Origin of the sequence: Streptomyces sp. NPDC058464 (assembly GCF_042721035.1) — a bacterium.
Taxonomy (GTDB): Bacteria; Actinomycetota; Actinomycetes; order Streptomycetales; family Streptomycetaceae; genus Streptomyces.
Genome location: NZ_JBHXMA010000002.1, coordinates 333874 through 347089, shown reverse-complemented (window position 1 = coordinate 347089; position 13216 = coordinate 333874). Strand labels below are relative to the sequence as shown.

The window sequence follows — 13216 nt, the reverse complement described above, 5'->3', positions numbered from 1 at the left end:
TCGCCCCCTGTCCGCGTACTCTGTCCCCCACATCAGCACTCTTCATGAAGTGAGCTCCCCGCCATGCCCACAACACCTGAAATGTCGATGGACATGACGACCGTCGGTGACAGCGGTCTCCTCGACACGCTGCAGCACGAGGTGGCGGTGTTCGCCCGCCGCGCCGAACAGACCCGGCTGGGCGGTGTCGGGCAGGTGCGCAACTCCATGGACCGCGCCGCGTATCTGCTGCTCAACCGTCTGGACAAGGAAGGCCCCATGGGGGTCAAGGCGCTCGCAGCGAGCATGGGGATCGACTCGTCCACGGTCACCCGGCAGGTGGCTCCGCTGGTCGACACCGGGCTCGTCAAGCGGACCTCGCACCCCGAGGACGGCCGGGCCGTGGTGCTCCAGCTGTCCCCGCGCGGGCTGTCCCGGCTGGAGGAAGTGCGTTCGTCCCGGCGCCAGTTGATGGCGGAGTTGACGCAGGACTGGGAGCCGCAGGAGCGCGAGGCGTTCTGCGCGCTGCTCACCCGCTTCAACAGCGCGCTGTCCGCGCGGATGGCCGTGCCGCCGGGCACGGACGCGCCGCCGGCCTCCTGACCGTCCGGCACGGCACGGACGCCCGCCGGCCTCCTGACCGTCCGCATCCGTCACGCGCGCGTGGCGCGCGGCTCTTGACCGTGGACCCGCCCCTGGCCTCATATGAGACCGGGCCCTGTCGTACCCGTGTCCGGGGCCCGCGGTCGGGGAGGCACGGTGCGCGATCGGCAGATGTTGCAAGACGCCCGCCGGGCCCGGGAGTTCGAGGCGTTCGTCGCGGGCGCGGCAGGACGGCTGCTGCATGCCGCCACCCTGCTGACCGCCGAGGCGCCGGACGCCAACCCCCGTGCGCGACGCCTGCTGACTCTCGCGCTCGCGCACACGTACGCGTGCTGGGACCGGCTGCGCGGCGAGGATCCGTACGACCGGGCCCGTCAGTACCTCGCCCTGCGCTTCGCCAACTCCGCGTGGCACCAGTACGGCGGCCCGCTCGGCCGCGGCCGCCCGCACCCGCGCAGCGCCCTCGCCGTGCTCACGCCCCGGGAGCGCCTGATCCTGGTGCTGCGGTTGTACGAGGGGGTCGCCGAGGAGCAGACGGCGGCGCTGCTCGGCATGCCGACCGAACGCGTGCACGCCCTCTGCGACCGGGCGACGGCCACCCTGCTGCATCCGCCGCGCAAGGCGGCGCCGACGGTGCTGGGGGCGAAGGTGGCGCCGTCGTGAACCGCGTCGAACGCGAGGCCGCGACCCGGCGGATCATGGAGCAGGCGCCGCCTTCGGTGCCGCCCGACCTCTACGGCGAGGTCCTGCGCCGGGGCGGCAGGATGCTGCGGCGCCGGCGCCGGGCGCGCCGCCTGTTGTGGCTGCTGCTGTGCGTGGCGGCGGTGGCGTTCGCGGTCTGGGCGGCGACAGTGCATCCGTGGGTGGAGCCGCCGTCCACGACGACTCCGCCCATCGTCGGCTGGTGAACCGGCCGGCCGGTGGGACCGAACGGGCCGGCCGACCGGACTAGCCGAGCGCCTGCTGCAGGTCTTCCAGCAGGTCGTCGACGTTCTCGATGCCCACGGACAGCCGCACCAGGTCGGCGGGCACCTCCAGGGCGGAACCGGCCGCCGAGGCGTGCGTCATCCGCCCCGGGTGCTCGATCAGGGACTCGACGCCGCCCAGGGACTCGCCGAGCGTGAACACCTTCGCGCGGTTGCAGACCTCGACGGCCGCCTCCTCGCCGCCCGTGACCTGGAAGGACACCATGCCGCCGAACGCCTTCATCTGCTTGGCGGCGGTCTCGTGCCCCGGGTGCTCGGGCAGGCCCGGGTACAGGACCCGCGTCACGCGCGCGTGCCGGCTCAGCATGTCGGCGATCTTCGTGGCGTTCTCGCTGTGCCGGTCCATGCGCACGGCGAGCGTCTTGGTGCCGCGCAGCACCAGCCACGAGTCGAACGGCCCGGCGACCGCGCCCATCGCGTTCTGGTGGTAAGCCAGCTCCTCGCCGAGCGTCTGGTCCGACACGATCAGCGCGCCGCCGACCACGTCCGAGTGACCGCCCATGTACTTCGTCAGCGAGTGCACGACGACGTCCGCGCCGAGCGAGAGCGGCTGCTGGAGGTAGGGCGTGGCGAAGGTGTTGTCGACGACGAGCCGGGCGCCCGCGTCGTGGGCGATCTGGGCGACGGCGGCGATGTCGGTGATGCCGAGCAGCGGGTTGGAGGGGGTCTCCACCCAGACCGCCTTGGTCTTCGGGGTGATCGCGGCCCGCACGGCGGACGGGTCGCTGGTGTCGGCGACGGACCACTCCACGCCCCACCGGGAGACGACCTTGGCGAACAGCCGGAACGTGCCGCCGTAGGCGTCGTTCGGGATGACCACGTGGTCACCGGGGCTGAGCAGCGTGCGCAGCAGGGCGTCCTCGGCCGCCAGTCCGGACGCGAACGCGAGACCGCGCCGGCCGCCTTCCAGCGCGGCGAGGTTCTCCTCGAGGGCGGTCCTGGTGGGGTTGGCGCTGCGGCTGTACTCGTAGCCGCCGCGCAGGCCGCCGACGCCGTCCTGCTTGTAGGTCGAGACCTGGTAGATCGGCGGTACGACCGCACCGGTGAGGGGGTCCGCCGTGTTGCCCGCGTGGATGGCGAGCGTCTCGAAGTGCTGACTGATGTGGTGCCTGTCGCTCATGGTTGACGAGCCTAGTGCTCCGACGGCCCCGGCGCGTCGTCCACAGGGCGGGGCGGCGGTTGTCCACAGGTCAGGGCACCGGTTGGCCAATTGTCGGCGCCGTCTGGTTCGCTTGACGCATGGCGATTCTCTGGGCCCTGATGGCGGCGCTCCTGCTGAGCTTCGCGCTGCTCCCCGTCCTGCGGCGGCGGCGCGGCATGATCGAGCGGGTCCACCCGAGCCACCCGGACGCCGCCGACCCGGCGGACTACGGCTTCATGCTTGAGGAGGACCTGGACATCCGCATGCCGGGCCCCGACCAGGACCTGCTGGACGTCCTCGACGTCGTGCAGCACACCCAGGACTACCGGGCGGCCTCGCAGCTGCTCGCGGGCACGGAGATCGCGGGCGAGCTGCGCTGGCAGCGCGTGCAGGCCTTCGCCGGCGCGGCGGCGCTGGAGCTGCAGCAGCGGCCGGGCGGGGTCAGCGAGACGCCGGGCGGGCAGTGGCTGCGGGTCTGGCGGGCCGAGCAGCCCAAGGACGCCGGCGGCGCGGCCGTGCACGCGGAGTTCCTGGTACAGCAGGCGTGGCGGACGTCGACGCCGGGTACGGACGACTTCCGGATCATCATGGAGGAGGCGAGGGACGCCTGCGGGCAGGCGGCGCTGCTCTCCCCCGGGGACCCGGTGCCGTACATCATCGAGCTGTCGGTGGCGCGCGGGCTGAACTACTCGCAGCCCGAGTTCGAGCAGCTGTGGCTGAAGATCCTGGACCGCGCGCCCGCGCACATGGGAGCGCATCTGGCGGCGCTGCACTACTGGTGCGAGAAGTGGCACGGCTCGCGCGAGCTGGCGTACTCCTTCGCCGAGGCCGCCGCCGCCCGCGCCCCGCAGGGCTCGCTGCTGGCCGCGATGCCGCTGTTCGCGGTCTTCGAGCACCTGCCCGAGGTGAACCTGGTGGTGAGCTTCTACCAGAGCGAGGTCGTCACCAAGGCCGTCCACGGCGCCCTGCACGCGGTGCACTCGGCCCGCCAGGACGACCCGATGCTCGCGCACGTCCGCCATCTGCTGGTCTTCTTCCTGGTGCGCTCGGAGCGCTGGGCGGAGGCCATGGGCGAGCTGATACGCGTCGACGGGCACGTGGGGGCCCTGCCGTGGACGCTGTCCGCGAACCCGGCCGCCGAGTTCGCCCTCTACCGCGCGCTGGCGGTGGCGGGCTACGAGGCGAACGGCGGGAGCCCGGCGACGCTGCACAGCTGAGGGGGCCGACAAAAAGACACGTCGTGTGTCGGCTGCGGGTGAGTGGGGGCTGAGCGCGCAGTTCCCCGCGCCCCTTAGGGGCGCTTGAGTCCCGTTCGTTGTCCGTAAGTGGGGGGATCTGCCCGATGGGTGCAAGTCTGCGGGCGCTGCGCGCCCTTGTTCTGCTCTGTGGTTTCTATCTGCTCGGCCTCGTCCTGCTGGCGGTGGCGGCCGCCGTCGACGTGGCGGCGGTGACGTGGGCGCCCGGTGCCCTCGCCGGGAAGATCGTGATCGTCTCCCTGCTGCTGGCGATCCCGGTCGTGCGGGGCATGTTCATGCTCCGGACGCCCAGGGGCGAGGCCCCGCCCGGCCTCCCGGTGACGGAGGCCGAGGAGCCCCGGCTGTGGGCGCTGGTGCGGGAGCTCGCGGCGGCCACGGGCACGAGCGCACCGGACGCCGTCGTGCTCACCGGTGACGTCAACGCGGCGGTCAGTGAGGAGCCCCGGCTGCTCGGCCTGCGCCCCGGACCCCGCCGCCTCTACCTGGGCGTGCCACTGCTGACCGGGCTGACCGAGGCCCGGCTGAAGGCCGTACTCGCCCATGAGTACGGCCACTTCACCGGCGGTGACACCCGGCTGTCGGCGCTCGCCGTGCGCGGCCGGGTGCAGATCGGGCGGACGGTCGGGCACTTCCGCTCGCGGGCCGACGGCAAGGAGGCCGCCGAGCGCGCCCGGCAGGAGAAGGCCGCCGCCAGGCGGACCGCGAAGGGCAAGCAGGCCAAGGAGATCGACACCGCCGGTGCCGGGATCACGTACCGGCTGATGGCGGCGGTCTACACGGCGTACGCGAAGCTCTACATGCGGGCCACGCTGTCGACGGCCCGCGCGCAGGAGTACGCAGCCGACCTGGCCGCCGCGCGGATCGCCGGCCGGGACGCGACGGCGTCGGCCCTCCGCGAGATCCCCGTCCTGTCCGCCGCCCACGACTTCTACCTCGACTCGTACGCGACGCTCGGCCTGCGGGCCCGGCAACTGCCGCCGCGCGGGCAGTTCTTCGGCGGCTTCGGCCGGATGCTCACGGCACGCGAGACGGAGCTGGCGGGGCTGCGGAGGGAACTGCCTTCGGAGCCGAGATCGCCGTACGACTCGCATCCGCCGATCGCCGACCGGGTGCGGCGGATCGAGGCGCTGCCCGCCGACGGGCGCGGCGCGGAGGACGGCGGCCCGGCCCTCGCGCTGCTCACCGACCCGGCCCGGACACTGGCCGCGCTGGAGGACGCGGTGCTGACCGACGAGGTGGGGCAGTTCGAGCGTGCCGGGGAGTGGGAGCAGTTGCTGAGCTCGTCGATGGCCGTGGGGCTGGCCTCGCTCGACACCCCGCTGCACCGGGCGCTCGCCCGCTGCACGGAGGGCCGGCCGACGCTGCCCGCGCTGCTCACGGTGATCGACGAGGGCCGGCTGTGGCAGCTGGCCCAGGGGCTGCCGCTGCCGGACCTGGAGACCGCCGGGCGGGACCGGGAGTTCCGGGCGGCCGTACGGCCGGTGCTGCGGGACGCGCTGCAGAGCATGGTGCTGGCCGAGTTCAGCGCGCGGTCGCTGCTGCACTGGGAGTTCTCCTGGTCGCGGCCGGCGGCGGTACGGCTGCCCGGTTCCGCGTCCGACCTCGACGGCGAGGCGGGCACGGAGGCCGCGCTGCACGCCGCGGTGACGGCCGCGCTGGCCGACCACCCCGACACCGGCCCGCTGCGGGCACTCCTGCCACCGACCCCACAGTCGGCCTGACCCCACACCCGGCCTGGACCGGCAGCCGGCCTGCCCCGGACCCGGCCTGACCCCACACCCGGCCTGCACCGGCAGCCGGCCTGCCCCGGACCCCGGCGGGCCGAAGGTCCGGGCGGGCCGAGGCTCCGGGCCGGGGCGAACGGGAGAGTCGCGGACGGAGGGCACGGGGAGGAACCTGGAAGGCACGGAGGCAAGGTGGTGGCTATGGGGACGCCGTCGACGCGTTTCAGCGAGAGTCCCGAGGACCCGTTCGCCCTCGGGCGTGGCGCGTCGGCCGTGCTCGACGATCGCGGCACCGTGGTCGGCTGGAGCGCACGTGCGCAGGAACTGCTGGGCTATCCGGCCGGGAAGGTGCTCGGCCGGGCGTGGCAGGACCTCCTGGTGGACCCCGCTGACCTGCCTGTCGTGCGGTCCGTCGTGGTGACCGCCGTGAAGGCGGGGGGCTGGTTCGGCGTCCTGCCCGTGCGGCACCGTGACGGACGCCGTGTGGAGATGGGTTTCCGGGCCCGTTTGATCGCCCGTGAGGGGGGCGGCCGGGAGTGGCTCCTGGTCGGCGCTCCGGCCGCGGAGGTCATCGCCTGGCAGCGGGACCGTGCGCTGCTGGACGGCCTGTACCGCCGCTCCCCGATCGGCCTGGTCACGTACGGCCCGGACCGGACGGTGATCCGGGTCAACCGCGCGGTCGAGAAGGCCAGCGGTGTCCCGGCCTCGGCGCCGGTGGGCCGTCGCCCCCGCGAGTTCATGGTCGACGAGGACGCCGGTCCGGCCGATGAGCGGGTGCGGCACGTGCTGGAGACCGGCGAGCCGTTGATCTTCACCGAGCAGTCCGCCCGGGCACGCCACGATCCGGGACGGGAGCGGATCGTGTCCGTGTCGGCGTTCCGGATGGAAGACCCCGCGGGCCGGGTGCTCGGCGTGGCGGAGACGATCGAGGACGTGACCGACCGGCACCGGGCGCAGCGCAGACTCGCCCTGCTGAACGAGGCGAGCGCCCTGATCGGAACCTCGCTGGACGTGACGCAGACCGCCCGGGAACTGGCCGGGGTGGCCGTCCAGGGCCTGGCCGACTACTGCTCGGTGGACCTCCTCAAGCCGGTGACGCTCGGTGACGATCCGGTGTCCGGTACGGCAGGTCCGCTGCTCCGGGCCGCCCTCGCACCGCCGGAACACCGGGTGCCGTACCAGGAGGGCGAGGTGGTCCCGCTGCTTCCGGAGTCCCCGCAGGCGCGGTGCCTGGCCGAGCGCCGTCCGATCCTCGAAGGGCTGCTCTCCCTGCGCCCCGAGTGGTACGCCATGGACCGGCGGCGGATCGAGATCGCCTCGGGGCTCGGCGTTCATTCGCTGATCGCGGTGCCCCTGGTCGCGCGCGGTCTCGTGCTGGGCGTGGTGAGCCTGTGGCGGTCGCGCGATTCGGAGCCGTTCGAGGACGGCGATGCCGCGGTGGCCCAGGAGCTTTCCTCGCGTGCGGCCGTCTGCATCGACAACGCACGCCGCTTCACCCAGCAGCAGAGCGCCGCGCTGACTCTGCAGCGCAGTCTGCTGCCGAGCGTGGCCTCGGACCTGCCGGCCGTGGAGGTGGCCTGCCGGTACCTCCCCGCCAGCGGTGAACCGGGCATCGGCGGCGACTGGTTCGACGTGATCCCGTTGTCGGGGGCGCGGGTCGCCCTCGTGGTGGGAGACGTGGTCGGCCACGGGATCCACGCCGCGGCCTCGATGGGCCGTCTGCGGGCCTCCGCGCGCACCCTGGCCAGCCTCGACCTGGAACCGGACGAGGTGGTGGCGCGGCTGGACGACCTGGTCAGCCTGCTGGCCACCGAGCTGGAGGCGAACGCCGAGGGCAACCACTCGGCGATCGAGCAGGTGCTCGGGGCGACCTGCCTCTACGCGGTCTACGACCCGGTCTCCCAGCACTGCTCGCTGGCCCGCGCCGGCCACCCGGCGCCGTTGGTGTCCACCCCGGACGGCGAGGTGACCGTGCTCGACCTGCCCGCGGGACCGCCGCTGGGACTGGGCGGACTGCCGTTCGAGACGCTCGATCTCGACCTTCCCGAGGGCAGCCTGCTCACGCTCTACACCGACGGTCTGCTGGAGGCGCGCAACGGCAACATCGACGCCGCGCTGAAGGACCTGCACGCATGTCTGGCCTACGTCACCGACCCCCTGGAGCAGACCTGCCACACCGTGGTCGAAGCGCTGCTGCCCAAGGACCACCGCCCCACCGACGACATCGCGCTGCTCATCGCCCGGACCCGGGTGCTACGGCCGCAGAACGTCGCCTCGTGGCAGCTGCCCCTGGAAGCGACCGCCGCCGCCCTGGCCAGAGAGCTGACCACGGCGAAGCTGACCGAATGGGGGCTGTCCGAACTGGCCTTCACCACCGAGCTGGTCGCCAGCGAGCTCGTCACCAACGCCTACCGGTACGCGACCGGCCCCGCCACCCTGCGCCTCATCCGCACGCACTGCCTGATCTGCGAGGTGTCCGACACCAGCCACACCTCCCCCCACCTCCGGCGGGCCCTCAGCACGGACGAGGGCGGCCGCGGGCTCTTCCTGGTCGCGCAGCTCACGGAGCGGTGGGGCACGCGCTACAGCCACGAGGGCAAGACCGTCTGGACGGAGCAGCCCCTGTCACCCGCCTGACCCACGACCTCACCGGCCTGACTTACGACCTCCACCACCGCGGCCGGGCCGGCCACGAAGGTCGGAAGCCCGGTTCGGCGGCGGGTTCCTGGGGGCTTCGTGGTTCAGTGGGTGTCGTCGCCGCACTTCGGCTCGGCGGGCCTGTCCTGGCGAGCCGTTCGGGTCGGCGGGGACGGCTGGGTGCCGTTCCTGGCGAGCGGCCGGAAGTAGTGGTCCAGCGCCCAGTCGGCCACATGGGTGCCGGCCCGGCAGCCGACCACGTCCGCCGTGCGGGAGTGGACGCCGCCCCACACACGGGCGTCGACGACGTCCCGGTTCAGCTCGTCGGCGGACCCGTAGAACCGCGTGGTGCCGGTGACCTCGGAGGGGAGGTAGAGGTCGAGGTGCGAGGTGCCGAGGACTCCGGTCAGGGCGCGTGCCACGGCGGCGGCGACGGTCGTGTGGCCGGCGACGTAGTCCGGGTGCGGTGGGGTGATGAGCAGCGGCTCCCAGGCCGGGTCCGCCGTCGTCGCGGGGTTGCCGTCGGTGTCGGCGAGGCGGATGGCGGTGATCGGCCGCCAGGAGCCGTAGTGGAGCTTGGCGTCCCAGGCCGTGACGACGGCGTCGGTCGCCGACGCGTTGACCGCGGCGAACAGCCGGGCCGTCTCGGCGATGCCCAGCCGGTGCCGGGCGGCGTGGTCCCGTACGGCCGACTGGACCTGTGCGGTCAGGTTGCCGCTGAAGAAGAGCGCGGTCTCGGTCTGCCGCGCGCTCCTGCCCGAGCCGGTCTTCGCGCCCATGGCCTTCAGCTCCTGGAGATCCTTGGCGTAGGCGGCCGAGGAGAGGGCGGGCGGTCCGCCGGGCCGGAACTGCTGCGGGGAGGCGAGCAGGAGGGGGCGGAGCTTGGCGAGCCAGGTGTCGATGAAGGGCTGGAACGCGGGCGGGGTGGGCCGCCAGACCCCCGGCGCCGGGGTGGCGGTGAACGGAACGTCCGCGAACCTCCCGTCCCCTTCCCGGAGTTCGAGGATGCGGGCGGCGGCGCGCTTGCCGTAGTCGACGCCCCGGTCTCTGGCCTGACCGGCCGGAAGAGCGGCGAGCGAGTTCGCGTAGGCGGTGTCGAGCCGCGCCTTGGAGGCGGGGAAGCAGGCGAGCAGCATGTCGTGGGCCGCGGTGGCGGCGGCCGCCGCGGAAGACGCGTTCGCCGGGCCACGCTCGCGCCATTTGTACAGGGCGTAGCGGCCTTCGATCCCCACCACGGCGTTGTACACGGCGACGGAGACGAACCCCTCCCAGATCGCGGCCTGCCCGGAGGGGCGTGGGCCGAGACTGGCCTTGATCGTGTCGGTGGCGACGGCGTTCCACTCGCGGACCACCGCTGCCGGGTCCCCCGCGGTACGGGTGTCCGCGGCGGGGGGACTTGCCGCGGCGGGGGGGACTTGCCGCGGCGGTGAGCGTCACGAGGGCGAGGGCCGCGACGGCGCAGGCGAATCCCCGGACACGTGAACGCGGAGGAACGGGCAGAGGGGGCTCTTGGTACACGTCGTCCTCACTGGAGTCGAGTGCCCCAGGCTTAGCAACGGCCCGCTTCACGATCAAGACAACTCGCCGCAAAACGGGCAGGCCGAGAACGAGTGCGCAACGGGTGGGTCGCGACGCTGCCGCCCGACGACGCCCGCCCCTACCATCCGAGCACGGGAGGCCGACGCGCGCTCTCCTGGCAGGGGGGTCGGTCCATGCGGTCCAGGACTTCACGGTCGGTGTTCCGGCGCTGCGCCGGTGCCCTCGCGGTCTGCGGGGCGCTCGCCGCAACCTCCGGGTGCACGGTCCCCGTCGATGCCGTCGCCGGTGTCTCCGTGACCGCCGACGGCCATCTGCTCGGCGTCATGATGGTCTGCGGGCACCATATCGACGGCGCGTCCCTCTACGTGGACAGCGCCGACACCGACAAGACGGTGACGGTCGGTTCATGGACGTCCGACCGTCCTCTCGAGGCCGGTCTCACCACCTGGCCCCTCGATTCCGCTGTCGCCGGCTGGACCACGACCAGGCCCCTCGCCCGGCTCGGCGCCAGGACCGCCTACACCCTCTACGGCTGGACCGAGGACAACTCGTGGTCGTCGAGCGGCGTCTCCTTCACCCCGGCCGACCGAGACCGGCTCACCCCGGGGAAAGTCCTCTACGACCGCGTCTCGGACGACGGCGACGAATCCGCCGTCACCGTCCCGATGGCGGAGTTCGAAGCCGGGGCCTGCAAGGACACATGACGCCACGGCCGCGTCCACGGCCGCACCCCGAGCCGAACCCGCTGAGGACGAAGCCGAGGACGAAGCCGAGGACGAAGAGGACCGGGGCGACGGCGCTACCCTGCTCTGTCATGCAGGAGACGCGCCTCGACACTGCTCGGATCCGGGCGGCCCGCATGGTGATCGACCCGGTGTTCCTCGACACTCCGCTGTACCGCTGCGAGGCTCTGGAACCCGGTCTCGGGTGCGCGGTGAGCATCAAGCTCGAAACGGCCAACCCGGTCCGCAGCTTCAAGGCCCGCGGCACCGAGGTGGTCACGGGCCTGCTCGCCGGGCACGGGGCGCCGGCCGTGGTGTGCGCGAGCTCGGGCAACCTCGGCCAGGCCCTCGCCTGGTCCGGCCGCCGCCGGGGGCTCGACGTGACCGTCGTGGCCTCGCGCTTCGCGACCGCGGCCAAGCTCGATCGCATCCGCGCGTTGGGCGCCACGCTGGAGCTGGTGGACGGCGACCACGAGACGGCTCGCGAGCGGGCGGTGGCCCTCGCACGGGACGACGGCGTCCGGCTGGTCGAGGACAGCCTGGACATCGGGACCTGCGAGGGCGCGGCGACCATCGGCCTGGAACTGGTGGACGCCGCGCCGTCGTTCGACACCGTCCTGATCGCTCTGGGCGGCGGGGCACTGGCCACCGGCGTGGGTCATGTGATGAAGGCGCTGGCACCCGGGGTCGAGGTGATCTGCGTCCAGCCGCTGGGCGCACCGGCGATGACGTACTCGTGGCGCCGGCGGCGCGTCGTCAGCACCGAGTCGGCCGACACCATCGCCGACGCCGTCGCCGGCCGGCATCCCATTCCGGCCGTCCTGGACGACCTCCTCCTGGTCGCCGACGATGTCGTCCTGGTCCAGGAGACGTCGATCGTCGCCGGTATGCGGATGCTCCTCGACCACGCCGGCCTCGTCGTCGAACCGTCGGCCGCGCTCGGCATCGCGGCGATCCTGGAGGACCGCGAACGCTTCGCCGGCCGGCACGTGGTCACCGTCGTGTGCGGCAGCAACGTCGACGTGGCCGCCTATCACCGCTGGGTCGGTGCGGCTCCCGGCCCCGGGCCCTCGTCCGCCACCGCGTAACCGGGCACGGACGGCCATCGAACCGTCAGGACCGTCGACTCCTCCTCCGCGAACCACGAGTGGTCGACTCCGTGTCCCCAGACGACGTAGTCACCCTGTTCCTCCAGCAGGACGCTGCGGCCGGGGAGTTCGACGCGGAAGCGGCCGCTGACGAGAACCAGGAGGGCTGTGCGTTCCTCGCCCCGCACCCACTGCGACCGCTCGTCGCCGCGCGGGTGTACGCCCCACTTGATCTCCACCGCCTCGCTGTGGCGCGGATCGCCGGCGCCCTTGAAGTGCCCGAGAAGCCATCCCCGGTCCAGGGGTGCGTCCCTGCCCGCATTGCCGACGTACACGGAGTCGTTCACAGGGGCGGACGCTAGCAGTCACCACGAAGAACGGGCGGGCCGGCGGACGTCATGCCTTGAGGTGCTGCTCCCGGACGGCCTTCATGAGGCCCGCCATGGCGGACAGGGTCTCGCGGTCGCCCCCGTCGTCGATCGCCTCCAGAGCGGCCGCCGCGGCCTCACGGATCTGGTGGGGAAGCCCCTCGGCGGCCGTGAGACGGTAGGCGGCCCTACGGCGTGCCCTGCGCTCGGCGATGTCCACCGCGTCGGGGCCGGAGAGCGGGAAGACGGCTGCCCGGTACGCCGATATCCCGAGCACCACCATGTCCGCGATCCCGTCGGCGTATCCGGTCGCGGCGGCCTTGCGCCGGCCCTCCTGCATGGCCGCCATGATCCGGCGGCGGGACAGGATGGTGCCGAGGGCGCCGCCGCCCGCCAGGGAAAGGGCGCAGGTGACGGCGAGGAACGGTCCGTCCCACGCGTAGCCGGTGAATCCTCCGAGGATCGAGAGCGCGACGGTCCAGGCGGCCGCAGTCCGGGCGCTTATCTGCTCGGGTGTGGTGTCCATGACGGCAGTGTCCCAGCGGGTGCCGCCGCCACCCGCGCGGGGTGGACCGGCGGCCCGGAACCGTGGCCGCCGGTCCTCGCGGTCAGCCCTGCGCGCGGGCGGGGAGCTTCCAGCCGGGGCGGGGGAAGTGGCAGGTGTAGCCGTCCGGGTAGCGCTCCAGGTAGTCCTGGTGCTCGGGCTCGGCCTCCCAGAAGGGGCCGACCGGCTCCACCTCGGTGACCACCTTGCCCGGCCACAGGCCGGAGGCGTCCACGTCCGCGATCGTGTCCTCGGCGATCCGCTTCTGCTCGTCGTCCACGTAGTAGATCGCCGAGCGGTAGCTGAGGCCTATGTCGTTGCCCTGGCGGTTCCTGGTGCTCGGGTCGTGGATCTGGAAGAAGAACTCCAGGAGCGCCCGGTAGTCGGTCTTCGTGGGGTCGAAGAGGATCTCGATGGCCTCCGCGTGCGTGCCGTGGTTGCGGTACGTCGCGTTCGGCACGTCACCCCCGGTGTAGCCGACCCGGGTCGCCGTCACGCCCGGGAGCTTGCGGATCAGGTCCTGCATGCCCCAGAAACATCCGCCCGCCAGCACGGCCCTCTGCGTCTGCGCAGTCATCGCGGCCCCTCCAATACTCGTCGGCCTGGTCATTCGGGCTACCCGGCTCGCA

At 73.0% G+C, this 13216-nt stretch carries 13 protein-coding genes; 8 read left to right on the top strand and 5 right to left on the bottom strand.

Going from position 1 to position 13216, the window contains the following annotated elements:
• Positions 1-87 precede the first annotated feature (87 nt).
• The 3 genes from ACFWPQ_RS04580 to ACFWPQ_RS04570 all read left to right on the top strand — a co-directional run bounded on the left by ACFWPQ_RS04580 (position 88) and on the right by ACFWPQ_RS04570 (position 1490).
• Positions 88-582: a MarR family transcriptional regulator gene (locus ACFWPQ_RS04580; protein ID WP_361303633.1), complete on the top strand. Its 495-nt coding sequence runs from the start codon at positions 88-90 to the stop codon at positions 580-582.
• 156 nt (positions 583-738) lie between these two features.
• Positions 739-1245: a sigma factor-like helix-turn-helix DNA-binding protein gene (locus tag ACFWPQ_RS04575; protein WP_384029866.1), complete on the top strand. Its 507-nt coding sequence runs from the start codon at positions 739-741 to the stop codon at positions 1243-1245.
• Positions 1242-1490 (top strand): hypothetical protein, encoded by a 249-nt coding sequence (locus ACFWPQ_RS04570; protein WP_384029864.1) that lies wholly within the window; start codon positions 1242-1244, stop codon positions 1488-1490. Before ACFWPQ_RS04575 ends, ACFWPQ_RS04570 begins: the two co-directional genes overlap by 4 nt.
• 40 nt (positions 1491-1530) lie before the next feature.
• Here the strand turns inward: ACFWPQ_RS04570 and ACFWPQ_RS04565 are convergent, their stop codons facing one another.
• A complete protein-coding gene (locus tag ACFWPQ_RS04565) occupies positions 1531-2688 on the bottom strand; it encodes a cystathionine gamma-synthase (RefSeq protein WP_384029862.1) in 1158 nt (385 codons plus the stop codon).
• Between the two features lie 119 nt (positions 2689-2807).
• Here ACFWPQ_RS04565 and ACFWPQ_RS04560 point away from each other — a divergent pair, with 119 nt between their 5' ends.
• From ACFWPQ_RS04560 to ACFWPQ_RS04550, 3 genes are all read left to right on the top strand, one after another.
• A complete protein-coding gene (locus ACFWPQ_RS04560) occupies positions 2808-3926 on the top strand; it encodes a hypothetical protein (protein ID WP_384029860.1) in 1119 nt (372 codons plus the stop codon).
• A gap of 125 nt (positions 3927-4051) precedes the next feature.
• Positions 4052-5686 (top strand): M48 family metalloprotease, encoded by a 1635-nt coding sequence (locus ACFWPQ_RS04555; protein WP_384029859.1) that lies wholly within the window; start codon positions 4052-4054, stop codon positions 5684-5686.
• A 204-nt stretch (positions 5687-5890) separates the two neighbouring features.
• Entirely contained in the window at positions 5891-8326 is a 2436-nt protein-coding gene (locus tag ACFWPQ_RS04550) for a SpoIIE family protein phosphatase (protein ID WP_384029857.1), read from the top strand.
• Positions 8327-8430: 104 nt separating this feature from the next.
• On the opposite strand, the gene ACFWPQ_RS04545 is transcribed toward ACFWPQ_RS04550, so the two are convergent.
• Entirely contained in the window at positions 8431-9678 is a 1248-nt protein-coding gene (locus tag ACFWPQ_RS04545) for a vanadium-dependent haloperoxidase (RefSeq protein ID WP_384029855.1), read from the bottom strand.
• Positions 9679-10038: 360 nt separating this feature from the next.
• Here ACFWPQ_RS04545 and ACFWPQ_RS04540 point away from each other — a divergent pair, with 360 nt between their 5' ends.
• Positions 10039-10569: a hypothetical protein gene (locus tag ACFWPQ_RS04540; protein WP_384029853.1), complete on the top strand. Its 531-nt coding sequence runs from the start codon at positions 10039-10041 to the stop codon at positions 10567-10569.
• Between the two features lie 110 nt (positions 10570-10679).
• On the top strand, positions 10680-11675 hold the full coding sequence (locus tag ACFWPQ_RS04535; protein ID WP_384029852.1) for a threonine/serine dehydratase: 996 nt from the start codon (positions 10680-10682) through the stop codon (positions 11673-11675).
• On the opposite strand, the gene ACFWPQ_RS04530 is transcribed toward ACFWPQ_RS04535, so the two are convergent.
• From ACFWPQ_RS04530 to msrA, 3 genes are all read right to left on the bottom strand, one after another.
• Positions 11621-12022: a signal peptidase I gene (locus tag ACFWPQ_RS04530; RefSeq protein ID WP_384029850.1), complete on the bottom strand. Its 402-nt coding sequence runs from the start codon at positions 12020-12022 to the stop codon at positions 11621-11623. The two genes, ACFWPQ_RS04535 and ACFWPQ_RS04530, sit on opposite strands and share 55 nt — an antisense overlap.
• A 49-nt stretch (positions 12023-12071) precedes the next feature.
• Entirely contained in the window at positions 12072-12569 is a 498-nt protein-coding gene (locus ACFWPQ_RS04525; RefSeq protein ID WP_361303511.1) for a hypothetical protein, read from the bottom strand.
• Positions 12570-12651: 82 nt separating this feature from the next.
• On the bottom strand, positions 12652-13164 hold the full coding sequence (gene msrA / locus ACFWPQ_RS04520; RefSeq protein ID WP_384029848.1) for a peptide-methionine (S)-S-oxide reductase MsrA: 513 nt from the start codon (positions 13162-13164) through the stop codon (positions 12652-12654).
• Between the last annotated feature and the right edge of the window lie 52 nt (positions 13165-13216).

Excerpts from the sequence above, each read along its gene's own strand:
- ACFWPQ_RS04565 (WP_384029862.1), bottom strand. The coding sequence starts at position 2,688 with ATGAGCGACAGGCACCACATCAGTCAGCACTTCGAGACGCTCGCCATC.
- msrA (WP_384029848.1), bottom strand. The coding sequence starts at position 13,164 with ATGACTGCGCAGACGCAGAGGGCCGTGCTGGCGGGCGGATGTTTCTGG.
- ACFWPQ_RS04550 (WP_384029857.1), top strand. The coding sequence starts at position 5,891 with ATGGGGACGCCGTCGACGCGTTTCAGCGAGAGTCCCGAGGACCCGTTC.
- ACFWPQ_RS04540 (WP_384029853.1), top strand. The coding sequence starts at position 10,039 with ATGCGGTCCAGGACTTCACGGTCGGTGTTCCGGCGCTGCGCCGGTGCC.
- ACFWPQ_RS04535 (WP_384029852.1), top strand. The coding sequence starts at position 10,680 with ATGCAGGAGACGCGCCTCGACACTGCTCGGATCCGGGCGGCCCGCATG.
- ACFWPQ_RS04580 (WP_361303633.1), top strand. The coding sequence starts at position 88 with ATGGACATGACGACCGTCGGTGACAGCGGTCTCCTCGACACGCTGCAG.
- ACFWPQ_RS04555 (WP_384029859.1), top strand. The coding sequence starts at position 4,052 with ATGGGTGCAAGTCTGCGGGCGCTGCGCGCCCTTGTTCTGCTCTGTGGT.
- ACFWPQ_RS04560 (WP_384029860.1), top strand. The coding sequence starts at position 2,808 with ATGGCGATTCTCTGGGCCCTGATGGCGGCGCTCCTGCTGAGCTTCGCG.
- ACFWPQ_RS04525 (WP_361303511.1), bottom strand. The coding sequence starts at position 12,569 with ATGGACACCACACCCGAGCAGATAAGCGCCCGGACTGCGGCCGCCTGG.